This is a genomic window from Arthrobacter sp. B0316-1-20 (assembly GCF_059091865.1).
On sequence record NZ_JBNHHC010000009.1, the window covers coordinates 98509 to 121085 of the forward strand.

Below are 22577 nucleotides of genomic sequence, written 5' to 3' on the forward strand. Positions count from 1 at the left end.
CCAATGGAGATTCCCGAGGGGCCGCTGCAGTGGGTGTATTACCCCATGACGCTGCTGCTGGTTATTCTCGACGCCGCGATGCCGGCATCTCCGTCGGAAGTGATGGTGATCGGCGGCGGCACCCTGCTGGCCAACGGTGAACTGATCCTGCCGCTGGTTATCCTGGCCGCGGTGCTGGGCAGTTGGCTCGGCGATCTCCTGCTTTTCCTGCTGTTTCAGCGCGGCGTCAACGCCTGGCTTAACCGTTACAGCTGGGGCCGGATGATCGACCGAGGGGTGACGCTGGCCCTGAGCAAAGCAGGTGAATCCTCCACCTACGCCGCGGTGGTGGCGGCCCGTTTCATCCCGGGCGGCCGGACGGCCTCGGTTGCGGCCTCCGGGCTGGCGGATGTGCCGTTCAAGCCGTTCCTGCTCGCCTCCGCCGCCGGATCGGTGCTGTGGGCCGCGTGGATGATCGGGCTGGGCTACGTCGCGGGCACGGTGTCCACCTTCCCGTTTTGGGTCAACATCCTGATCGGGACGGTGGTGGGCGTCCTGGTGGCTTCGGTGATCACGGCCGTGATCGGCTTCCGCCGGCGGGCCTACCTGCGTGCCAATGGCGCTGCCGACGCCGTCGTCCCGCGTCCCGCCACATCCCCTTCCGCCGACCTGGGAGCAGAGTGAAAACTGCGCCTTCCATGGAACCCTTGATGGCTACCGCGCTGCCCCCGGTCCGCCGGCTTCGATCCCTGCTCGCCGCCGACCTGGCACGCCAGTGCGCGGTGACCGTCGCTTTGGTCGCGTGCCTGCTGGCAGGAGCCAGCAGCGTGGGCCTGCTCGGCGGCACTCCGATCCATGATGCGGGCGGCGGGCCTCCCTCCCCCGACCGGACCCTGCTGTCGCTGGACGCCCGGGCAGCCGAGATCTGGTCGCTGATTTACCTGGGCCTCTTCGGCTACACGATCTTCCAGTGGTGGCCGGCCGTGCGCGAGTCGGCACGGCAGCGCTCCACCGGATGGCCGGTCGCGGCAGCGATGCTGCTGACCGCGGGCAGCGTCGTGGCAGCGCGGGCCGGACAAGCGGGGCTTACGCTGGCCCTTACCCTGTTGGTGCTGGCATCCCTGGGCCGGGCGGTCTACGGACTGACCCGCCACCCCGGCCGGGAACCGGTGGAAGCCCTCTTGGCGGATGCTCCGATCGGTCTCTTCACCGGGTGGATGCTGCTCGCAGCGGCGGTCCATGCCGCGGATTGGCTGACCGGTCGCGGCGCCGACTTGTTCGGCTGGGGCGCCGCGGCCTGGGCCGTGCTGGCGGTGGCGGCTGTGTCCTTTGCCGCGGCCGTGGCAGCCATGACCGGCCGCGGCCGGATGGCGGTGGTGCTGGCAGTCTGCTGGGGTTTGGGCTGGCTGCTCTACGACCGTTTCCTGGGCGATTCACCGTCCCCGCCGGTGGCGATGGCGGCCGGCTTCGGCCTGTTCTTCGTGCTCGTGTGCGGCATGTCCCGCCGATTCCAGGTGGGGCATGCCGAGCGCCTCGCCATCCGCCGGGGCGAACCGTTGGACTAACCCCGAGGGCGGCGCATCTCCCCCTTAGCGGACCGGAGCCCACTTGCCGCGCGAGCGGCGCAGCACGGCCAGACCGGCGGTACCGGCGACTTCTTCAACCGCATGACGCATGTTGGCGCCGGCCTGCAACGCCTGGCGGTTCTCCACGGCATAAGCGTTGGCGTCAACGGTGAAGCGGACGGTGATCCGCGGGACGCCGGCCACCACGTCCAACTGGTGTGCTTCCACCACGTGGGCGGAACCCACAGCTGCCGTTGCGGCGTCCATCACCGCTTCCGGAGGGTTGCCCGGCCGCAGTCCGGTGATCTCCAACTGGGCGCGGAAGGATGGCATCCCTCAACTTTAGCTGCGTCCGGGCCACCCGCCCACGCGGTCAACCGGGCGCGTTCGCAGCCCTGTGGCGGAGGGCGTCACGGCGTGCCCAGTTCGATCAGCAGCACGCCGGCCGCGATGCAGACGATTCCGGCCGCCATCAGCTTGGTCAGCGGTTCGTCGAAGAGGAACTTTCCGGCCAGCGCCGTCAAGGCCACGCCGCAGGCAGTCCAGATGCCGTAGGCAATCCCGATTCCCAGCCCCTGACGCAGGGCGAAGGACAGGCAGGTAAAGGCTACGAGGTAGCCCGACACGACGGCCACCAGCCAGGCTTTGTGCCCGTCGATGCTGGCCCGCAGCGAGAGCGTGGCGGCTACCTCCAGGACGATCGCGGCAGCGAGGAAGACCCAGGCCATTAGGTACGCGCCCGCTCTGCCCTGCGCGACGAAGCCCGGTGCCCGCCCCATTGCACGAGCACCACCCCGGCGACGGCGAGCGCCATGCCGGCAACCATCAAGGCCGTTAACGGTTCCTGGTACAACACTGCCGCCAGGACGGCCGTGAGGGCGACGCCGAGCGCACCCCATATCCCGTAGGCGACCCCGACGGGCACTCCCGCACGCAGGACGGCGGCGAGGAGCGCAAACGACGTGACGTAGCCGGCGACCACCACCGCGTACATTCCCGGCGAATCCAACGCAGCCTTCAACGACAGGGACGCCGCCACCTCGCAAACAATCGCTCCCGCGAGGAGCAACCAATTCTTCATCTACCAACCTCCCCCACCAGCACAACAGGTTACGGGGTTCATTGCACGCCCGGAGCACGGATCGCCGGGTGCGGTATGACGGCGCGGCGCGCACCGTGCCCGGGCAAAAGGCAGGACGAACCGGAATTATGGCGCCGCCATCTTGACGTACTAATCCGCCAGAACATCAAATAAAGAGAAACCGCTGAGGCAAGCCGCCGAAGCAGCCTCCCTCAACGGCCGGTTTCAGCATCAGGGTTCCGCTGCGCAGTTCAAGAGAGTCAACTGTGGAAAAGCAATCGATCGCCCCTGCATCCGCTCAACAAGAAGGCGCCGCGCCGGGGCAGGCGCAGTCCGACGGCGGCTGGAATGCCGATACCGCGGCCGGGCCGATGAGCGCCGGCGGAGCGGTGACGGTGGTGGAAGGTTCGTCCTTCTGCATCTCCTCGGCGGGAGGCGACATGTTTCCCGGCCTGACGCAGGGCGCCTTCTACCAGGACACCCGGATCTTGTCCGGCTGGTGCCTGACCGTCAACGGGCTTCCCCTCGAACCCCTGTTGTCCCGCGTGTTGGAGCCGTACCGTGCGCTCTTCGTCGGGCGGGCCCGCCGAGCGGACGGCCTGGCCGACTCCCAGTTGGTGGTCGAACGCGAACGCCTCGTCGGGGCCGGCCTGCGCGAGGACCTGGTGGTGACCAATCACTCGGCCCTGCCGGCGGAGTGCGTCCTGGAGTTGCGGGTGGAAGCCGACTTTGCCGACCTCTTTGACGTGAAAGGCGGGCGGGCGGCGCCTGCGGTCCAGCTGGTCCGGCAGGCCCACGGCGATGAACTCCAGCTCGAAGTAGTACGCCGCGGCCGCCGGCGCGGCATCCTCGTGCACGGGCGCGGCGCAGCGGTGAACGAGGACGTCCTTCACTTCGAGGCAATCATTCCGGCGCGCGGGAAGTGGACCACGAGCGTCATCGTCACTCCGCTGGTGGAACAGGACCGGCCCGCCGAGCGGTTCGTCGCCACCGGCTCCGTCGCCGACTTGGAAGCGGCACGCCGCCACCGGGCCTGGGGGGAATCAACGCCGCAGCTGGACATTGCCAACACCGACATTGAAGCGGTGCTGCGGCGAAGCCACGAGGACCTCGGTGCGCTGCGGATCTTCGACCCCGCCCATCCGGGACGCGCCGTGGTTGCCGCCGGTGCCCCCTGGTTCATGGCGCTCTTTGGCCGGGACTCGCTCCTGTCCGCCTACATGGCGTTGCCCGTGGACCCCTCGCTGGCACGCGGGACGCTGCAGACGCTCGCCGCCCGGCAGGGCACCAAATTCAATCCCGATACAGAGGAGGAGCCCGGCCGGATTCTCCACGAGGTGCGCCTGGGAGTGGCGGCCGGAGTAGTTTTGGGCGACCACGCGGCGTACTACGGGACGGCGGACGCGACTCCCCTCTTCGTCGTCCTGATGTCGGAGTTGAACCGCTGGGGCATGGAGCGGGACGTCCTGCAGTCGCTGCTGCCGCACGCGGACCGTGCGCTGGACTGGATCCGAAACTTCGGGGACCGGGACGGTGACGGCTTTGTGGAGTACAACCGGGCCGTTCCCCACGGCCTGCTCAACCAGGGCTGGAAAGATTCCTGGGACGGCATTAACTTCGCCGACGGGCGGCTGGCAGAGCCGCCGATCGCCCTGTGCGAGGTTCAGGGGTATGTCTACAGCGCCTACATCGGCCGCGGCCTGCTGGCCGCCGCGGCCGGTGATCAGGACCTTGCCGCCGAGTGGGGGCGCCGCGCGGCAAGGCTGAAGGAGGAGTTCAACGAGCGCTTCTGGCTTCCCGACCTGGGGTACTACGCCGTGGCCCTGGACGGAAAAAAGCGGCCGGTGGACGCCTGCACTTCCAACATGGGGCATTGTCTGTGGTCGGGCATCGTCGATGACGACAAGGCACCGCAAGTGGCCGCCCGGCTCATGTCCCCCGAGATGTTCACGGGCTGGGGGATCCGGACGCTGGCATCGGACATGGGCGCCTACAACCCGGTCAGCTACCACAACGGCTCCGTGTGGCCCCATGACAGCACCTTGGTCGCCAGCGGGTTGATGCGCTACGGGTTTGTCGAGGAGGCCCGGAGGGTGGCGGGCGGGCTCTTTGATGCCGCCGTTCACTTCGACGGACGGTTGCCCGAACTGTTCTGCGGTTTCGACCGGAGCGAATACGACGTGCCCGTGCCCTACCCCACGTCCTGCTCGCCGCAGGCCTGGGCCGCCGCCTCGCCGGTCCATCTGATGCGCATGCTCCTGCGCCTGGATCCTTATCTCCCGGCGGATGAGCTGTGGCTCGCTCCTGAGATTCCGGCAGACTTCGGCTCGTTCCGCGCGGACAACCTGCTGCTCGGGAAATCCCGGGTGTCACTGGCCGCCACCGGGAAAACTTTTACGGTGGAGGGCCTGGCTCCCGAGGTGAGGGTGCGTCACGGCGCGCGGTCGCCGCTGGCGGAGCTGCTGGTGCTCAGCGGCCGGGAAACGGAAGGGTCTGAAAGCTCCGCCGGGGACAGATGAGCCGCCTCGATGCCCTGCTTGGCCGACCCTTGCGGCCCGCGCCGCCCGCCGCCGGTGACCGGCCGCCGCTCCGCCGGACCACAGGCGTCGAACCTGCGCGCCTCGCCAACCCCGGCTGCGCAGTCGTACGCCGGAGCCCCTCCGGGAGAAAAGGCCAACGATGCGTATCGGGCTGATCGCCCCACCGTGGTTTCCGGTTCCGCCGGGCGGCTACGGCGGTATCGAAGAGGTCGTTGACAACCTCGCCCGCGGCTTCGTGGACGCAGGACACGACGTGGTGCTGGCCGCCGCCGCCGACAGCACATGCCCCGTTCCCCTGGTGCCGGGCACGGAGCCGTCCGATCCGGAGGCCATCGGGACCAACTGGTCGGAGCTCCACCACATCATCCGCGCCTACGAGGGGCTCCACGGCGTCGACCTGATCCACGACCACACCCTGACGGGGCCGTTCTACCGGGACCGGCCGGGTTCGGTGCCGGGGGTCATGACGATCCACACCGGGCTGACCGCGCAGCTGACCGGTATCTACCGCGCCGCGGAACGACACGTCGCCCTCGTCGCCATCTCTCACCAGCAGGTGGCCGGTACCGGCCTCGACGTCTCCGCCGTCATTCACCACGGGATCGATACCGCCGCCATCCCGGTGGGCGCGGGCGGGGGCGGGTACGCCTGTTTCCTGGGCCGGATGTGTCCGGACAAGGGAGTGGCCGAGGCCATCGGGATTTCCCGCATGGCGGGGATGCCGTTGAAGATCGCCGCCAAGATGCGCGAGCCCGAGGAACTGCGGTACTTCCACGACGTCATCGAACCCATGCTCGGGCCGGATGAGGAGTTCCTCGGCGAAGTCGCCGGCGGCGACAAATACCGGTTGCTGGGCGAGGCGGTCGCCCTGTTGAACCCGCTCCAGTGGGCCGAGCCTTTCGGCCTCGTCATGATCGAGGCTTTGGCCGCCGGGACCCCCGTGGTCGCCACGCCGCGGGGAGCCGCCCGGGAAATCGTCGAGCCCGGCGCCACCGGGCATCTGGCCGAGGACCATCGGGAACTGGCCAGGTTCCTGCCCCAGGCCGCCGCGCTGGACCGCCGCGCCTGCCGGGCGGCCGCCGAGGATCGCTTCAGCGCGGCACGCATGACGGCTGACCACCTGAACCTCTACGCCCGGCTGCTGGCCAGACAAACCTAACGACGGCGGGACAGGCCTACCGACGGGTGGGACGGGCCAGGCGACGGCCGGACAGGCCCTAGCGACGGTGGATGGACTTGTAGCTGACGTAGGCGTTGAGTCCTTCAATCCCGTACTCGGTGCCGAGGCCCGAGTCGTGCCTGCCGCCGAACGGAGCGGAGTGGTTGGAAGCGAAGAAATTGATGCCCACCGAGCCGGTGTCCATGCGATCGGCCACGGCGAGCGCCGCGTCCTGGTCCTGGCCAAACACGAGTCCGCCCAGCCCGAACCCGGTGTTGTTCGCCAGCGCCACGGCTTCGTCCAGGTCCGTGTACTTCAACACGGCCATGGCCGGCCCGAAGACCTCCTCGCGCGCGATGCGCATGTCCGGGGTTACGTCGGCGAACACCGTGGGCTCCACGAAGTAACCGCCCTCGAGCCCGCCGCCGAGCCGCGCCGCCCGCCCGCCGGTGGTGGCACGGGCCCCCTCGGCCCTGGCCGCCTCCAGATGGTCGAGCACTGTCCGGTACTGCGACTCGGTGGCCGACGGGCCGAAGTCCGTGGCCGGGTCCAGCGGGTCGCCCTGGACGCCGGCGGCGATAGTCGCCGTCACCATGTCCACCACCTCGTCATAGCGCGCGGCCGGGGCGAGGATGCGGCTGGAGATGTAGCAGGTCTGGCCCGTGTTGCGCATGCTGGAGCGGATCAGCACCTTCGACATCTCGTCCAGGTCGGCGTCCTCGAGCACCACCGCGCTGGACTTGCCGCCGAGTTCCAGCGTGACGGGGCGCAGCAGCTCGCCGCAGGCGGCGGCGATTTTGCGTCCCACCGGGGTGGAACCGGTGAAGGCGACCTTGTCCACGCCGGGATGCTTGACCAGGGTGTCGCCGAGCCTGCCCGACCCGGTGACCAGATTGACCACGCCGGCCGGCACTCCGGCGGCGGCCACGGCGTCGACGATGAGGCGGAAGGACAGCGGCGTGGGCGAGGCCGGTTTCATCACCACGGTGCAGCCGGCCAGCAGCGCCGGCGCCAGCTTGATCACCATGAGGTTGATCGGGAAGTTCCACGGCGCGATCAGCCCGCACACCCCCACCGGATCCCGGCGCACCACGGATTCGCCGCCGCCGTGCGGGAACGGGCGCACGTCCTCGTGTTCGAGATAGCCGGCCAGGGTGGCGAAGTATCGGAAGATTCCTGCGGCATTGCCGGCGGCCCGGGACGACTCGGAGACCGGCGAACCGTTTTCGCGGGTGTTGGTCAGCGAGAGCTCCTCGGACCGTTTCTCGACTTCGTCCGCAATCCGCAGCAAATACGCCGCGCGTTCGGACGGCGCCAGCGTCGGCCACGGGCCGGAGTCGAAGGCCCGCCGCGCCGCGGCCACGGCGGCGTCCACGTCTTCGGGGGTACCGTCCGGCACCGACCCCCAGACGTCGCCGGTGGCCGGGTCGGTCACCGGATTGCGCCCGGTGCCGCGGGCGGGAACCCAGGCGCCGTCGATGAAGACGTCGTCGACGTGGGTGTAGGGCAGGTGCAACGCTGCGCGCGCGGCGAGGGCGGGCGGGGCGGACGACGCCGGCGCTCCCCCAGGTGCAGGGGTGGTGGTGCCGGGGGTGGTGGTCATCGGATGACTCCTGTCTTCAGCAGGGCCCTGGAACGTTCCAGGTCGGCCGTTCCCATGGCAAGGGCGGCCTCGGTGATCAGTTCCGGAATGATTTCGGCGCCGAGCCGGTCGGTGTAGACGGCCGGCGTCATGCCGAACCAGGAGGCGGCCACCGCGATGCCGGCGTGGTCGAACCGCCATAGCCGGTCGGCGTCCCGGACCAGGGCGTCCTCCAGCGAGTACGGCACATGGCGGGTGTCATGGCCGTCGATGATCTCGCAGACGCGGTCGACGAACTCCTCCGAATACCCGAGGCCGGGCAGCACCGTGCGTGCCACCTTGCAGCCCTCGGCCTCGTGCTCGAAGCGGATGGCCGCCTTGCGCCAGTCGCCGGTGAACCCCTCGGAGAGGATCCGTTCCTCGTCCACGTGCGCCCAGCCGGTGTCGTGCAGCAGGACGGCTACCCGGACCAGTTCCGCGTCGGCTTGCGGGTACGCCCGGCACAGCCGCTCGGCGAAGGCCAGCGAAATCGGCAGGTGGATGTCGTTGGCGCGGGTGCGTGTCTCCGGCACCACGGCCTGCCAGATCGGGTCCAGGTCGGCGGCGGCCGCCGGGGTGGTGGCGATGGGCGTGGTGTCGATGTCGCCCGTGGCCGGCAGCGGCCGCACGGGGTGGGCGGCCGCGAAGGCGGCGGCGCGCGGATCCTCGGCGGGGTCTGGCTGGCCGCCGGCGGCCCATGCCGGGGTTTGGCCCTTGGCCTCCGGGGTCTGTGTCTCGGGGGTGCTCATGGGGTGGGTCTCCTTGTCGTGCAGCCGCACGGCGGGCAGTCAGTCGTCCGTCGCAATGGTCTTGAGGACGACGGCGGGGTCGGCTGCCGCGTCCGCGGGGATGTTCTGGCCCTTGGCCAGGGCGTTCTTGACCGCCATGAAGTCCAGCGGGGCGTTCACGCAGTCGGCGGCGATGATCCGGCCGTCGCGGTAGTAGAGGACGGAGAACTTGCCGCGCTCGTCGTCGCGGCGGACAACGGTCCGGTCGTAGCCCAGCGTCAGGCCGGCGATCTGCAGCTTCAGGTCCGCCTGGTTCGACCAGAACCACGGGATTCCGGCGTAGTCCTCCCGCCGGCCCATCAGCGAATAGGCGGCGACCTTGGCGTGTTCGATCGCGTTGTTCACACTTTCCAGCCGAATTCGCTCGCCCTCCGGGGAGCCGGGCAGCGGATTGGGCATGTTGGCCACGTCGCCCACCGCCACCGTGGTTCCGTCGGAGGCCAGCGCGTGCCGGTCGACCACGATGCCGTTGTCCACCTCCAGGCGCAACTGCTCGGCCAGCTCGGTGTTGGGCACGACGCCGATGCCCACCAACACCAGCTGGGCGGCAACGACGGTGCCGTCGTCGAGTCCGACGCCGCCTACCCTGCCCCCGCCGTCCGCCGGCACCAGTTCCCGGATGCGGGAGTTCAACCGGATGTCGAGGCCGCGTTCACGGTGCGCGGTCAGGAAGTAGTCGCTCGTTTCTTCACCCACGGCCCGGCCGATCAGCCGCGGCCCGTACTCAAGCACGGTGACGTTCTTGCCCATCTTGTGCAGGCTTGATGCAGCCTCCAGTCCGATGAAGCCGCCGCCGATCACCACCGCGTCCCGCACGCCCTCCAATTGGGCCTTCAGCGCCAGGGCGTCGTCGGCGTTGCGCAGGTAGACCACGCCGTCCAGATCCGCACCGGGCACCTGGAGCTTGCGGGCCCGGGCGCCCACGGTCAGGGCCAGTCGGCGGAACGGGAACTGCGCCCCGGAGACCGCGTGCGCTACCCCGGAGCCGTCCGCTTCCTTCTCGATCCGCTCAATCCGCTCGCCCTTGACCAGGGCCACGTTGTGGTCCGCCCAGTACTGGTTCGACCGAAAGATCAGCGATTCGCTCTCCACCGTGCCCTGCAGGAACTCCTTGGACAGGGCCGGGCGCTGGTAGGGCCGGTGGTTTTCCTCGCCCAGCAGCGTGATGTGCTCCGTGAAGCCGAGCGCCCGCAGTGAAACGGCCAGTTGGACTCCCGACTGGCTCGCGCCGATGATCAGCAGCCCGGTTTGCACGGCACCCTCCGCCGCCTGCGCGGGGGCCGCCGTCGTCGTTGTGGTGGTGGTTTCCATGATCAGATCTGCGTTTCCGGGGTGGTGACGTACACGTCCTGGCCCTCGGCGAGCTTGAGCTGGCAGGACAGGCGCGAATTTTCCTGGCGGTCCACCGCCGTTCCGTAGAGCATTTCGTCTTCCATGTCTTCCATCTCCGGAAGCTGGTCCATGGTGTCCTCGCGGACGAAGACGTGGCAGGTGGCGCAGGACAGCGAGCCGCCGCATTCGGCGACGATGCCCGGCACGCCGTTGCGCACCGCGGTTTCCATGACCGAGTCGCCGGGGTTGCCTTCGACGTCGCGGACGGCGCCTTCAGCGTCGGTGAAATGTACCGTAGGCATGGTTCTCCTTGGGTTGCAGTGGTTCAGATGAACTGGCGGCCGCCGTCGACCACCATGGTTTGTCCGGTGATGTAGGAACTGTCCGGCCCGGCCAGGAAGAGCGCCGCGCCCACGATGTCCTCGGGCTGGCTGGCGCGTTTGAGCGCGCCGCGGTCCACGCCGTAGTTCTCGGCGTTCTCCATCAGCCCGTAGCTGGCCTCGGTGAGCGTGAAGCCCGGCGCGATGGCGTTGACGGTGATGTTGCGCCGGCCCAGTTCCTTGGCCAGCACCCGGGTCATCGACACCACGCCGCCCTTCGAGGCGACGTAGTGCAGCCACTGCTCCGAGCCGGAATAGATGGTGGCGGAGGAAAGGTTGATGACGCGGGCGCCGTCGGGCAGGTAGGGGCTGGCGGCTCGGGTCACCAGCCAGGGGCCCTTGAGGTTCACGTTCATGACCAGGTCCCATTCGGCCGGGTCGATCTCCTCGAACGGGGTGCGGGTCACCGTGGCATAGATGGCGGCGTTGTTAAGGACGACGTCGATGCTCCCCTGCCCGAAGTCGGCGCACCGCCGGGCGAGGGCCTCGGTGGAGGCCACGTCGGTGACGTCGGCTTTGAAGGCCTCGGCCTCCGCACCGGTTTCGCGGACCAGTGCGGCAGTCTTTTCGGCACCGGCCAGGTTGGTGTCGGCCGCTGCCACCCGGTACCCGCGGGCCGCGAAGCCCAGGGCGAAGGCGCGGCCCAGCCCTCCGGCGGCTCCGGTGATCAGCACGGTCCGGGTGCCGGCCCCCTGGTCGGGGTTCGGGAAGCCTTGGCCGGCCGTGGCGTCGGGGGGAGGCTGTGTCATCGTCACGCTTTCATGTTCGGTGTGCCGGGCCGGGACCCGCTGGGGGCGGGCTTTCCCGGCCCGGCACTTGGTTTGCCTGAGTTGGCTGCAGTGCTGCCGGAAACTCAGGTGTGGCTGTGTGCTCCCGGCCCGGCGACGGCCGGTTCGGCGGCTTCCTCAACGTCCAGGATCTGCACGGTGCCCTTGGTCCCGTCCACCCGCAGCCGCTGGCCGGTCTTGATGGTGGTGGAGGCCGAGCCGGTGCCGGTCACCGCCGGCAGTCCGTACTCGCGACAGACAATCGCGGCGTGGCTCATCATGCCGCCGATGTCCGTGACGGTGGCCTTGATCTTGCCGAAGATCGGCCCCCAGCTCGGCGCGGTCACGGTGGCCACAAGGATTTCATCCTGCTGCACTTCGGAGAGCTGGTCGGAGTCGTGGACCACCCGCGCGTACCCCTCGACGACGCCGGGGGACGCAGCCATGCCGCGCAGTCCGCCGCCTTCCACTTCTTCGCCCTCGCCCAGCCACTGCTGGACCTGTTCGGTGGTGATGCCCCAGAGCATCCGGGTGAAGGGTTCGGTGATCGAGGCCGGCGGGGTGTTGAGTGCCGGTGCCGGCCGCGCGGTCTTCAGCGCGTCCACGATCTTGCGGCGGCGCTCGATTTCCTCCGGCCAGTAGGTGGGGCCGATCGGTTCGGCGCCCACGCCCCAGCCGGTGACCAGGTCGAAGAGTGCGTCGCGGACTTCGTTGCGGTTCAGGTAGAGCAGGTCGTCCGGTTCGGTCCAGAAGCCCTCGGCGTGCAGCATCCGCGAAAGCTCGCGGATCTTGCGCCAGAAGACGCCCATGGTCCAGTGCTCGATGTAGAAGTTGTGGTTTTCCACGTACGGGTAGGCGGTCGCGGCCAACTGGCGCTTGGCGTCGAACGCGGCAAGGGTCTCGCCGTCGAGCAGTTCGCGGTATTCCTCCACGATCCGTTCCTTCTCCGCCACCAACTCCTCTACCGGGCGCATGATGTGCTGGCCTTCGTCCAGCCGGCGGATGTAGTCGGCGATGTAGCCCAGCGGGATTTCCTGGTGTTCGTTCCAGTACTTGTCGTGCCCGTAGAAGCCGTTGCCGACGGTGAAGTTGAACCACGGGTCCTTGGCTTCCTCGTAGCGGGCGATCCAGCGGTCGCCGCCCTCGGAGGCGCGGATCGCGGCCAAGGTGGCATCGACGTCGTCCGTGTTGCCGAAGGCGGACTGCAGGCCCAGCTCCACGGCCAGCTTGGCGAGGTGCTTGAGCTCATCGTCCGGGCGGAAGAGTTCCATGTCCACGCCCTGCACCATGGTGGCGATCGATTGGTCGGGGATGTTCGGGAAGACTTCCTTGCAGAAGTTGAAGAAGTCCAGGTAGGCGATGTAGCCCAGGTTCAGGAACTCGAAGTGGTACTGCCAGTTCTGGTAGGCCAGCTGGATCAGCCGGTCGTAGTTCTCCAGCAGCACCTCGGAGCCGTCCTTGGCCTTGCCCGTGGTGATGTCTTCCATCGGGACCATGTCCGGCAGCTTCTTGAACGAGATGGTTTCCATTTCGTCGATGGTGCCGCGGACCTTCACGTGCCACTGCTTGAGCAGTTCCTCCCAGTTCTGGAAGTAGTGGCCCACGCGCTGCTCGAAATGCGGGACCCGGGCGGCGATCTGGTCCTCCGGCACCGGGATCGGCGACATGTACAGGTAGCCCAGGTGCACCCGGAACTCGATGCCGTTGGCGTTGGGGATCATCAAGTGCCGGGCGTTGTACTGGCCCAGGCACTTGACCGCGAACTCGCCGCCGATGGTCTCGAACGGCTTGTAGACGGTGGGCCAGTGCTGGCTGTCGCAGAACCAGAACTTGGCGTCTTCCTGTTCCTTGAGCTTGTCCTGGAACACCAGGTAATACGGGTAAATCTTCTCCCAGCCCTCGGCGCCGGCGGGCACCGGCAGTTCGGAGGGCTTCGGGAAGGACTTCATAGACATGGCGGTCCTTTCGGTGGCGGCTCTGCATTGAGCCTTCGGTGGGCGGTTCGGTGGAACGGTGGAACCTTGTTGCCTTGCTTCCTTGCGGTGGGGCTGTTGGAGCCTTGCTGCCTTGCGGTGGAACAGGCGGAACAGTTCAGGGCAATGGTCAGGCGGAGGGCTTCAGCAGTGAGGCGGTGATGCTGCCCAGGCTGAAGCCGCCGGTGGCGGTGCCTGCGTTCGCGGCTCCGGCGTTCGCGGCTCCGGCGTTCCCGGCTCCGGCGGGCGCCGCCGTCCCGGGCGCAGCACCCAGGGCCGCGGCGTATCCGCCGGCCCCCGGTACCGCGGACGACGCCGCGACCGGCTTCTTGGAGGAGTGCACGGTTTCCGGCCGGGACTGCAGCAGCAGCAGGTTTTCGCCGTCGGGCAGGTCCCTGTCCAGCGCCCACTCGATGTCCTGCGGGCACTTGTAGTGTTTCTCCGCCCGCTTGGCCATCCGAGCCACCGCGAGCAGTTCGTCGTCGGTCAGGCTGCGCCGGGCCCGCCGCTCGGCGTCGACCTCCCGCTCCACGAGGGTGCGCGCGGCGGCATCGGGGATCAGTTCGGCGTGCTTGTCGCCCAGGTGTTCGGCGACCGGGGCCAGCGTGACCTTGTCCAGCACGATGTTGTCCGGCGTGACCTGCCCCGAGACCACCATTTCGCCGACGCCGTAGGACGCGTCGATGGTGATCTTGGAGCGGTCGCCGTTGGCCGGGTCCAGCGTCATGGCGACGCCGGAGACCCTGGCGTTGACCATCTTCTGCACGACGACGGCCATCGACAGGCCCTGGTCCGGGATGTTGTTCTTCAGCCGGTAGATGATGGCGCGCGAGGTGTAGAGCGATGCCCAGCAGCTGCGGATGTGTTCGCCGACGGCGGCAAAGCCTTCCAGCCAGAGGTAGGTGTCCTGCTGTCCGGCGAAGGAGGCATCCGGCAGGTCCTCGGCGGTGGCGGAGGAACGCACCGCCACCGGGACCGGCGCGTCAAAGCGGGACATCAGGGCGTCATAGGCCTCGACGGTCTGGGCGCGCATGTCGGCCGGTACCGGGCGGGAGCAGATGTCTTCGCGGATGGAGGCGGATACCGCGTCCACCTGGGCGATGTCTTCCGGGTCCAGGCCGGCCAGCAGTTGGTTGATGTGCTCGGTGATCCCGGCTTCCTGCATGAACCGGTCAAACTGGGCGGTGGTGACGACGAATCCCGGGGGCACCGGCATGCCCGCAGAGGTCATGGTGACCAGCGAGGCGCCCTTGCCGCCGAGGTGTTCGAGCCGGGGCTCGATGCCGCCGTCGAAAAACTGGATGAATTCGTTGCTGCGCATGGGCTTAGGCCTCCCAGCTGACGGGGACGGTTTCGGGGACACGGAAGGAGATGTTCTCGCGGAACTCGATGTTCCCGGGGTTCTCCAGCTTCAGGTTCGGTGCCAGCCGCGCCACCTCTTCCAGGGCGATCTTGGCCTGCAGCTTGGCGAGCATGTTGCCCAGGCAGTAGTGGATGCCGAAGCCGAAGGACAGGTGTTCGCGGGCGTTGCCGCGGGAGATGTCGAACTCCTCGCCGTCTTCGAAGCGGGCGGCGTCGCGGTTGGCGGAGCCCATCAGCAGCAGCAATTCGCCGCCCTCCGGGATCTTGACCCCGCCGACTTCGGTGTCCTTGAGCGCCTTCCGGCGCCAGCCGACGATGGATCCGGAGAAGCGCAGCACCTCGTCGATGGCTGCCGGGATCTTTTTGGGCTCCGCCACCAGCTGCTGCCACTGGTCCGGACGCGCCAGCAACACGCGCAGGGAGTTGGCGATCAGGGTGGTGGTGGTCTCGTGTCCCGCAAACAGCAGGGAGTAGAGGATCGAGGCGATTTCGTGGTCGCTGATCTCCGCCCCGTCCTGCTGGGCCTTGACCAGGTCACCGGTCAGGTTGTCGCCGCCTTCCTCGTGGGCGACACGGACCAGGCGCAGGCATTCCTGCCAGTACTCCACCAGGTTGTGGGCGTGCGGGATCTGCTCCTCGTCGCTGAGGTCGCCCCAGGTCATCGCCGCGCGGGAATCGGACCAGCGCTTGAACGTGTCCACCTGGGAGACGTCGGCGCCGATCAGCGTGAGGATCGTGACAGTCGGGACGGTGTAGGCCAGGTCCTTCACGAGTTCACCGCGGCGATCCGGGTTGGCGAGCATGGCTTCCAGTTGGTCCACGACGTTCTGCCGGATGGACGGTTCCAGCGCCTTGTAGCGGCGTGGGGTGAAAGCCTTTTGGGCGACGGCGCGGATCCGGGTGTGCTCCGGCGGGCGGCGGGCGGAAAGACCCGAGTAGGCGGTGAAGCCGCCCTCTTCCATGATCTTGGTGGCCTGCGGGCCGCGCCGGCGCACCGGTGCCTGGGCGTTCTCGCTGGAGAAGGTCTCCCAGTCCTCGAAAACGGCCTTGATGTCGTCATAGCGGGAAACCACGTAGTAGCCGACGCGCTCGTCGAACATGACGGGCTGTTCGTTCCGCAGCTCGGCGTAAGCCGGGAACGGGTCCTTCATCTGGAACGGCTCGTAGCCGTGGTGTCCTGCGGGGGCCTCGGCACCGTGGCCGAACGGGCAAGCTGCCGTTTCGGTCGAAGATGACATCTGGAACTCCTTGGGGGTCTGCTCCCGCCGTCGCCGTTGTCGGTCAGCGGGCTGATTAGACTCCAGTGTTGCCCACGTCACTCGCGGGGCCTAAGGAGCTCTTCCACTGAGTGGAAACGAATAGTGCTTAGCATCTCGTGGCATGCGGCGGCGTACGGGCCTTGGGCGCGATGTGGCTGGCCAGCAATAAGCCGGGGTGGGCTGTTGGGCCGGGCGCCCAGGCCTTGCGCGCCTCATGGCTGCCGGCAACGACCAATCAGGCATACGCCGTAGCGCGGTGCGGCTGTCCGGGAATTACCAGGATGTGCGCCGGGCGCTCACGCCTTCCGGGCGATGTGGCTGCCCAGCAAAGACTCCAGCGGGATGTGCGCGGTGGCGCGTTCGATCTGCGCCGAGACGCCGCGCAGTGCCGGAAGGTGCCGCGTCATCGTGGCGGCCTGCGAGGTCAGCAACACCAGCCCCAGCCCGGCGCCGATCCGTCCGGTGTGGAAAACGGGCACGGCGATGGAGCAGGAGCCGAGCCGGACTTCCTCCAGCGTGGTGGCGTAGCCCTGCTCGCGAATCTGGACCAGTTCCTCCGCCAGTCGCCCGGGAACGATGTGCGTGTGGGCGGTGGGACGTTCCAGCTGCCGGTTCAGGTAGGCGGTGCGCACCCACTCCTCCTCGTACGCGAGGATGACTTTCCCGACGGCGGTGGCGTGCATCGGCAGCCGGCCACCGACCCGCGAAGCACGGGGCACGCGTTTGGTGCCGTAGATACGCTCGATGTACAGCACTTCGTGGCCTTCCCGGACCGCCAACTGTGACGTCTCGCCGGTGAGGGAGAACAGGTCCTGCACGAACGGACGCGCGGCATCGCGCAGTTGCCGGCCGGCATTCTGCGCCAGCTCCCAGAGGCGAATGCCCAGTTGGTAGCGGCCGTTGGCGCCGCGGGAGAGGAAGCCCCATTCCGTCAACTCCGCGACCAGCCGGTGCGTGGTGCTCAACGGCAGGCCGGAACCCTCGGAAATCTGGGTCAGGCTCAGCGCGCCGCGGGATTGCTCGAAGGCTTCAAGGATGGCCAGCACGCGGGACGTGACCGTGCGTCCCGGATCTCGGCTACCGCCGGCCATAGCTGCCTCCCATATTCTGCCGGTCTGACACAACCCGGCACCGCCGTCGTTCAGACGAAGCCCGGCACCGCCCTGTCGCCCCGCAAAGTGGGGCACCGTCGTCGTCCGGGCATAGCCGGGCAACCGCCGTCGTCCAAGCAAAGCCGGGCAACCGCCGTCGCCCAAGTAAAGCCCGGCACCGCCGTCGTCCAAGCGAAGCCGGACACGGCCGTCGTTCAGACTAAGCCGGGCACAGCCTTCGTCCAAGCGAAGCCGGGCACCGCCGTCGTTCAGGCTAAGCCGGGCATCGCCGTCGTCCGTGCCGCAGAGCTTCGCAGCCGGTGCCCTCGCGGCACCCGACCGAAACCGAGTCTAGCCGTCAGCCAGCAGCGCCCGGCGCTGCGGCCACATCGTTACCGATTCCAGCGCAGACAGCGCGAGCGCCATGGCCTTGGCCTCCTCGGTGAAGAGATGGCCCAGAACGCGCTGGCTGCAGAGCCGAAGCGCCTGTCCGCGGTCCAGCCCGAACCACTCCATCACGGTGTCGACGCCGTGCGGGCTGAGCCGCCACGTTTTGTCTGCATCCTTGACGATGGCGTCCTCGATCGAGAGGGCCTCCTTGCGCGAGTCGTGCCCGTCGATGATCTCCAGAATGCGCGGAATGAGCGCAGGATCATGGTCAACCTCTTCGAGGATCCCGGCCGCCAGTCGGGCGCCTTCCTTCTCGTGCAGCAAGACGAGGTCGGGCCGGCCGCCGCCGGGGGCGATCGCTGCGAGGACCTGGTCCGGGGGCACCTGCGACCAGCCGATGTCGTGCAGCATGATGGCCGGAAGGACGACGTCGGCGTCGGCCTCCGGGTGGGCAGCCAGCAGGGCTTGGGCCAGGCCAAAGGCGTAGAGCGTGTGGGCATCGTTGTCGCGGACGGCAAGCAACGGAGCCGCTTGCTGCCAGATCCGGTCCAAGTGCGCATCAAGGTGCACCACGCCGTCCGGCTGGGCCTCGATGGCGGCGGTGACGTCGTGGCCGAACAGGTTGGCGGCAGGCAGCAGCTTCGTCATGCCCACAGCATGACGAGCAATCGCGGGGCGGGCAACCGGGTGGTTCCGCTGGACGGAAGGCGGGCGGGCGGGATGGGGCGCGCGGGCGGCATAGGCGGGGTGGACGGGGCGCTTGAGTGGCTTGGCGGGGGGGGGGAAGGCTTGGGCGGGCCGCAGACGGGGGGTGCAGACGAGGAGCTTGCGCCGTAACTTCCCACGTTTAGCCGCATGCTTAAGCATCCTGCCTAGTCAGACGTGGGTGGGTCGGCCAAGACATGGGAAGTTATGGCTAAACATGGGCAGATGTGCGCTGCCAAGCCGCCGCGGATAGGCATTCTGCGCACTCTGACACCGCGAGGCCGCTAGTGAGGCGGCGAGGCCGCGCGCGGCCGCCAGCCCGGCCGCCAGCCCAACGCGACGCGCCGCGTGCGCCGAGGATAGGCATCCTGCGCACTCTGACACCGCGAGGCCGCGCGCGGCTGCCAGCGAGGCCGCCAGCCCGGCCCGACGCGCCGCGTAGGCCGCGCGCACAAGCCTCGCCCGACGCCGCCAGCCCGCGCTAGCCGGTATTCCGCAATCCCGCGGCGATGCCGTTCACGGTGATCAACATGGCCCGCTGCAGTGCCTCATCCGGCTCCGACGTCCGGATGCGGCGCAGCAATTCCACCTGCATGTACGAAATTGGGTCCAAGTACTGGTCGCGGATGTGCAGCGAGCGCTGGAGCACCGGCTGGTTATCAAGCAGTTCGTTCTCGCCGGTCAGCTTCCGGATCTCCGCCACAGTCAGCTCGAACTCGGCGCGGATGTCGTCGAACAGGTGCCGCAACGGCTCAGGCACCAGTGTCGAGACGTAATGCGCCGCGATCTCCAGGTCGGTCTTGGCCAGCGTCATCTCCACGTTCGAGATGAAGGACTGGAAGTAGTGCCAGTTGCTGATCATCTCGCGCAGCTGCGGCTGCAATCCGGCGGCCCGGGCGGCCCGCAATCCACTGCCGACGCCGTACCAGCCGGGAACGATCTGCCGCGACTGGGTCCAGCCGAAAACCCAGGTGATGGCCCGCAGCTTGCCCAGCCCCTGGCCGGCGGCCGGGCCCGCCTCGGGGTGGTCGGCCGGACGCGAACCGAACTTCACCTCGCTCAGCTGCTCCACCGGCGTCGACGTCCGGAAATACTCCGGCAGGTCCGGGTGCTCCACCAGCAGCCGGTAGCGCTCATAGGCCGCGCCGGAAATCGCTTCCATCGCCGCGTGGTAGCGGCCGCGTTCGGCCTCCGAGGTCCGCGGCTCCTGGTGCAGCGCGGACGCCTGCAGCACCGCCGCAAGCGCCAGCTCCAGGTTTTCCCGGGCCAGCTCCGGCAGGGTGTACTTGTCGGAAATGACTTCGCCCTGCTCGGTGAACTTGATCTCGCCGGCGAGCGCGCCGTTCGGTTGGGCAAGGATCGCGTCGTAGGTGGGCCCGCCGCCGCGGCCGACCGACCCGCCGCGGCCATGGAAGAAGCGCAGCCGCACCCCGTGCCGGGCGGCCACGTCGCGCAGCACCAGCTGAGCCTTGTGGATTTCCCACTGGCTGGTGGCCACACCGGCTTCCATGTTGGAGTCCGAGTAGCCGAACATGACCTCCTGCAGGTCGCCGCGCAGCCGCACGATCCGGCGGTACTGCGGATCCGAAAGCAGGTCGTCCAAAATCTTCCCGCCGCTGCGCAGCGCCTCCACGCTTTCCAGCAGCGGCGCGAAGCCGATCAGCGCCTTAGGCTCGGAGCCGTCCAGCGCCAGCAGTCCCGCCTCGCGCGCCAACACCGCGGCGGCGAGCACGTCGTCGGCGCCGCGTGCCCGGGACACGATGTACGTCTCCACGGCGTCCGGACCATACTGGCGCAGTGCCTCGGCGATCGCTCCGAACACCTCCAAGGTGCGTGCGCGCTTCTTTTTCAACAACGACGGCGGTGCCAGCGGTCCGGGCTCGAGCAGCAGCGCGGAAAGCAGCTGCTGCCGCGGTCCGCGGGCCAGCTCGAGGTAGCCGGACGGCGCAGCAGCGTCGGCCGCAGAGTCGGTGCCGCCCACGGCTGTCGCCACACCCGCCGGAGCAGCCGCGCCGCCCCCGGCTGTCACCACACCCGCCGGAACAGCCGCGCCACCCCCAGCTGTCGCCACAGCCCCCTGCGCAGCCGTCCCACCCGAACCCGCCACTCCACTCGCCGCAGCACCCGGGGCCGCGGTCACGCCGGCCGGGGTCCGCGCGGCATCGCGGGCGGCCAGCAGCGCCGCGACCGCCTTGTGGTGCTTCCCCGCGTTGTCCCGGAAGTCCAGGGTGGCCAGGTGCAGCCCGATGGTCGAGACCGCGCGGCGCACTGCGGCCAGCGAACCGTCCGCCACTAACGACGCGGTGTGGGCGCGCAGGGATCGCTCGATCGGGGCCAGATCGGCCAGCACCTCCGCCGTCGAGCTGTAGTCCCGCCCGGGCTCGTGCGGGAGCCGGCGCTGGATCCGGGCGCTGGTGTTGAGCAGCTTCGCCTTGATGCAGGTCAGTTTCAGCCGGTAGGGCTCATTTGCGTTCAGCTCGCGCACCCTGGCGTCCAGGCCCGGCAAATTCTCGAGGTCCGTGGCCACGGAGTCCAGCAGTTCGTCGCTGGCGGCCACGATCGTCGTCGAGTTGGACAGGACGGCGATCAGGCTGTCCACAAAGCCGATGTTGATCCGCACCGCGTGCTGGTTCTGCAGCTGGAAGACCTCATGCGTCACGTCCACGGTGACCAGCGGGTTGCCGTCACGGTCGCCGCCGATCCAGGAGCCGAAACGCAGCGGCGCCCGGTCGGCGGGCAGCGTCACGCCATGTTCGGACAGCAGTTCGGCCAGGTCCCCCATCAGCTCCGGCATGGTGTTGTTGAGGATGTTGCCCAGGTAGTAAACGGCGTTGCGCGCCTCATCCACGGGGCTCGGCCGCACGTGCCGCAGCTCGTCCGTCTGCCACATCTGGTCGATGATCTCGGCCAGCCGCCGGTCCTGCCGCCGCCGCGCCGTGCTGCCCTCCGCCGTCGTGGTGGACAGCAGGTCGGAGATGGCGCGCAGCTTGTCCAGCACGGTGCGCCGCGATGCCTCGGTGGGATGCGCGGTGAAGACGGGGCGGACGTCGAGCTGGTTGACCGCGCGTTGCAGCGCCTCGGGCCCCGCTTCCTCGGCAATCTGGGCGACGGTGCGCAGCAACTGCCCGTCTTCCTCCGGCCGGGCACGCAATTGGCGCACCCGGTGCACCTGTTCGGCGGCGTTGGCCAGGTGGAAGTAGAAGGCAAAAGCCCGCACCAGGTCGGTGGCCTCGTCCACGTCCAGCCCCGCGAGCAGTTCGCGGACCTGATCGATCACCTCGCGGGCGGTCCACGGCCCCGTGGCCTCGCCCTCGCCCCGGGCCGCTTCCTTGGACTCCTTCGTCAGCAGCCGCACCTGCTCCACCAGGTGGAGCAGCTCCGGCCCGTGCTGGCGGGCCAGCGATGCCCCCAGCAGCGTGCTCACCCGGCGCACGTCGGCGCGCAGGCTCGCGTCGAGGTCCCGGTCGCGGGCGGCGTGCGGCATGGGTGCGTCCTTTCGCGTCCTGCGGGCGGCTGCGGCGGGCGTGCCGTTCCCGGGGACTCCAAGCTTCGGCACGGTCCACCTCAAGCGTACGACGGCGGCGCCTCGCCTTTCGCCGGGTCCCGGAGGCGCTGGTTGCCCGGCGTCAGCGGATCGCGCCGGTTACTCCCCCGCCCACCGGGACCGTGCGGTGACTCGCGCGCCATCTAGGAGGTGCCGGGTACTTGCGCGCAGCCCGGGAGCGCCGATCACTCCCCCGCCACCGACCCTCGGGTTACTTGGGCGCCATACGGATCGCGCCGTCCAGCCGGATGGTTTCGCCGTTGAGCATCGAGTTAGCCACGATGTGCGCGGCCAGCTCCGCATACTCGGCCGGCCGGCCCAGTCGGGACGGGTGCGGCACCTGCTGGCCCAGCGATTCCTGCGCCTGTTGCGGCAGCCCGGCCATCATCGGCGTCTCAAAGATGCCCGGCGCGATGGTGACCACGCGGATCAGCGAGCGCGCCAGTTCGCGGGCCAGTGGAAGCGTCATGGCCGCCACTCCGCCCTTGGATGCGGCGTAGGCGGGCTGCCCGATCTGGCCGTCGAACGCCGCCACGGAGGCGGTGTTGATGATGACGCCGCGCTCGGGCCCGCCCAGTTCGGTTTCCACCGGTTCGGTGGCGGCGATGACGGCTGCGGCCAGGCGGATCACGTTGAAGGTGCCGACCAGGTTGACCTGTACCACCTTGGCAAACGCCTCCAGCGGCAGCACCCCGTCGCGGCCCAGCACCTTGCCCGGGGTGGCGACGCCGGCGCAGTTGACCACAATCCTGAGCGGCCCCAGAGTCGCGGCCTGCTCCACCGCGGCCTGCACCTGTTCTTCATTGGTCACGTCGGCGGGCGCGAACACGGCCCGGTCCCCGAGTTCGGCGGCGAGCTCTTTCCCCTGTGAGCCGGGCAGGTCCATCAGCACCACCGACGCACCGGCGGCGTGCAGCCGCCGGGCCGTCGCCGCCCCCAGCCCCGATGCTCCGCCCGTGATCAACGCTACGGTTCCGGCTACCTCCACTGGATCCTCCTCAGGGTCCTCAACACTCGTCTCTCCGGCCGCCTGCCTGCCGG

19 protein-coding genes are annotated in these 22577 nt (G+C 68.9%); 4 read left to right on the forward strand and 15 right to left on the reverse strand.

Annotated elements, in window-relative coordinates; translation table 11 throughout:
* Nucleotides 1–3: 3 nt before the first annotated feature.
* Both AC5RW2_RS16475 and AC5RW2_RS16480 read left to right on the forward strand, forming a co-directional pair.
* Nucleotides 4–663: a DedA family protein gene (locus AC5RW2_RS16475; RefSeq protein ID WP_494074238.1), complete on the forward strand. Its 660-nt coding sequence runs from the start codon at nt 4–6 to the stop codon at nt 661–663.
* Nucleotides 664–689: 26 nt separating this feature from the next.
* Nucleotides 690–1544 (forward strand): TspO-related membrane protein, encoded by an 855-nt coding sequence (locus AC5RW2_RS16480; RefSeq protein WP_494024367.1) that lies wholly within the window; start codon nt 690–692, stop codon nt 1542–1544.
* A 24-nt stretch (nt 1545–1568) separates the two neighbouring features.
* On the opposite strand, the gene AC5RW2_RS16485 is transcribed toward AC5RW2_RS16480, so the two are convergent.
* The 3 genes from AC5RW2_RS16485 to AC5RW2_RS16495 all read right to left on the reverse strand — a co-directional run bounded on the left by AC5RW2_RS16485 (nt 1569) and on the right by AC5RW2_RS16495 (nt 2625).
* Nucleotides 1569–1877 (reverse strand): hypothetical protein, encoded by a 309-nt coding sequence (locus AC5RW2_RS16485; RefSeq protein ID WP_494013084.1) that lies wholly within the window; start codon nt 1875–1877, stop codon nt 1569–1571.
* A gap of 77 nt (nt 1878–1954) precedes the next feature.
* On the reverse strand, nt 1955–2272 hold the full coding sequence (locus AC5RW2_RS16490) for a DMT family transporter (RefSeq protein ID WP_494074239.1): 318 nt from the start codon (nt 2270–2272) through the stop codon (nt 1955–1957).
* Nucleotides 2272–2625 (reverse strand): DMT family transporter, encoded by a 354-nt coding sequence (locus AC5RW2_RS16495; protein ID WP_494002255.1) that lies wholly within the window; start codon nt 2623–2625, stop codon nt 2272–2274. Before AC5RW2_RS16495 ends, AC5RW2_RS16490 begins: the two co-directional genes overlap by 1 nt.
* A gap of 371 nt (nt 2626–2996) precedes the next feature.
* Here AC5RW2_RS16495 and AC5RW2_RS16500 point away from each other — a divergent pair, with 371 nt between their 5' ends.
* Entirely contained in the window at nt 2997–5144 is a 2148-nt protein-coding gene (locus AC5RW2_RS16500) for an amylo-alpha-1,6-glucosidase (RefSeq protein ID WP_494074325.1), read from the forward strand.
* Nucleotides 5145–5304: 160 nt separating this feature from the next.
* A complete protein-coding gene (locus AC5RW2_RS16505) occupies nt 5305–6324 on the forward strand; it encodes a glycosyltransferase family 4 protein (RefSeq protein WP_494002254.1) in 1020 nt (339 codons plus the stop codon).
* 58 nt (nt 6325–6382) lie between these two features.
* On the opposite strand, the gene AC5RW2_RS16510 is transcribed toward AC5RW2_RS16505, so the two are convergent.
* The 12 genes from AC5RW2_RS16510 to AC5RW2_RS16565 all read right to left on the reverse strand — a co-directional run bounded on the left by AC5RW2_RS16510 (nt 6383) and on the right by AC5RW2_RS16565 (nt 22524).
* Entirely contained in the window at nt 6383–7927 is a 1545-nt protein-coding gene (locus AC5RW2_RS16510; RefSeq protein ID WP_494074240.1) for an aldehyde dehydrogenase family protein, read from the reverse strand.
* Nucleotides 7924–8694 carry an HD domain-containing protein gene (locus AC5RW2_RS16515; protein ID WP_494013088.1) on the reverse strand — a complete coding sequence of 257 codons (771 nt, stop codon included), beginning with the start codon at nt 8692–8694 and terminating at the stop codon, nt 7924–7926. Before AC5RW2_RS16515 ends, AC5RW2_RS16510 begins: the two co-directional genes overlap by 4 nt.
* A 39-nt stretch (nt 8695–8733) precedes the next feature.
* Nucleotides 8734–10044 (reverse strand): NAD(P)/FAD-dependent oxidoreductase, encoded by a 1311-nt coding sequence (locus AC5RW2_RS16520; protein ID WP_494074241.1) that lies wholly within the window; start codon nt 10042–10044, stop codon nt 8734–8736.
* A 2-nt stretch (nt 10045–10046) separates the two neighbouring features.
* Nucleotides 10047–10367: a 2Fe-2S iron-sulfur cluster-binding protein gene (locus AC5RW2_RS16525; protein ID WP_494002250.1), complete on the reverse strand. Its 321-nt coding sequence runs from the start codon at nt 10365–10367 to the stop codon at nt 10047–10049.
* Between the two features lie 23 nt (nt 10368–10390).
* Entirely contained in the window at nt 10391–11194 is an 804-nt protein-coding gene (locus AC5RW2_RS16530) for an SDR family NAD(P)-dependent oxidoreductase (RefSeq protein WP_494074326.1), read from the reverse strand.
* Between the two features lie 104 nt (nt 11195–11298).
* Nucleotides 11299–13167: a PEP-utilizing enzyme gene (locus tag AC5RW2_RS16535; protein ID WP_494074242.1), complete on the reverse strand. Its 1869-nt coding sequence runs from the start codon at nt 13165–13167 to the stop codon at nt 11299–11301.
* 148 nt (nt 13168–13315) lie between these two features.
* Entirely contained in the window at nt 13316–14506 is a 1191-nt protein-coding gene (locus tag AC5RW2_RS16540) for a PEP/pyruvate-binding domain-containing protein (protein ID WP_494074243.1), read from the reverse strand.
* A 4-nt stretch (nt 14507–14510) separates the two neighbouring features.
* Nucleotides 14511–15785, reverse strand: a complete 1275-nt coding sequence (locus AC5RW2_RS16545; RefSeq protein ID WP_494074244.1) for a cytochrome P450 — start codon at nt 15783–15785, stop codon at nt 14511–14513.
* A 317-nt stretch (nt 15786–16102) separates the two neighbouring features.
* Nucleotides 16103–16897, reverse strand: coding sequence for an IclR family transcriptional regulator (locus AC5RW2_RS16550; protein WP_494074245.1), 795 nt, complete (start codon nt 16895–16897; stop codon nt 16103–16105).
* Between the two features lie 351 nt (nt 16898–17248).
* On the reverse strand, nt 17249–17935 hold the full coding sequence (locus AC5RW2_RS16555; protein WP_494074246.1) for an HD domain-containing protein: 687 nt from the start codon (nt 17933–17935) through the stop codon (nt 17249–17251).
* 538 nt (nt 17936–18473) lie between these two features.
* On the reverse strand, nt 18474–21476 hold the full coding sequence (locus AC5RW2_RS16560; RefSeq protein WP_494074247.1) for a phosphoenolpyruvate carboxylase: 3003 nt from the start codon (nt 21474–21476) through the stop codon (nt 18474–18476).
* A gap of 271 nt (nt 21477–21747) precedes the next feature.
* Nucleotides 21748–22524, reverse strand: a complete 777-nt coding sequence (locus tag AC5RW2_RS16565; protein ID WP_494074248.1) for a 3-hydroxyacyl-CoA dehydrogenase — start codon at nt 22522–22524, stop codon at nt 21748–21750.
* Nucleotides 22525–22577: the final 53 nt, after the last annotated feature.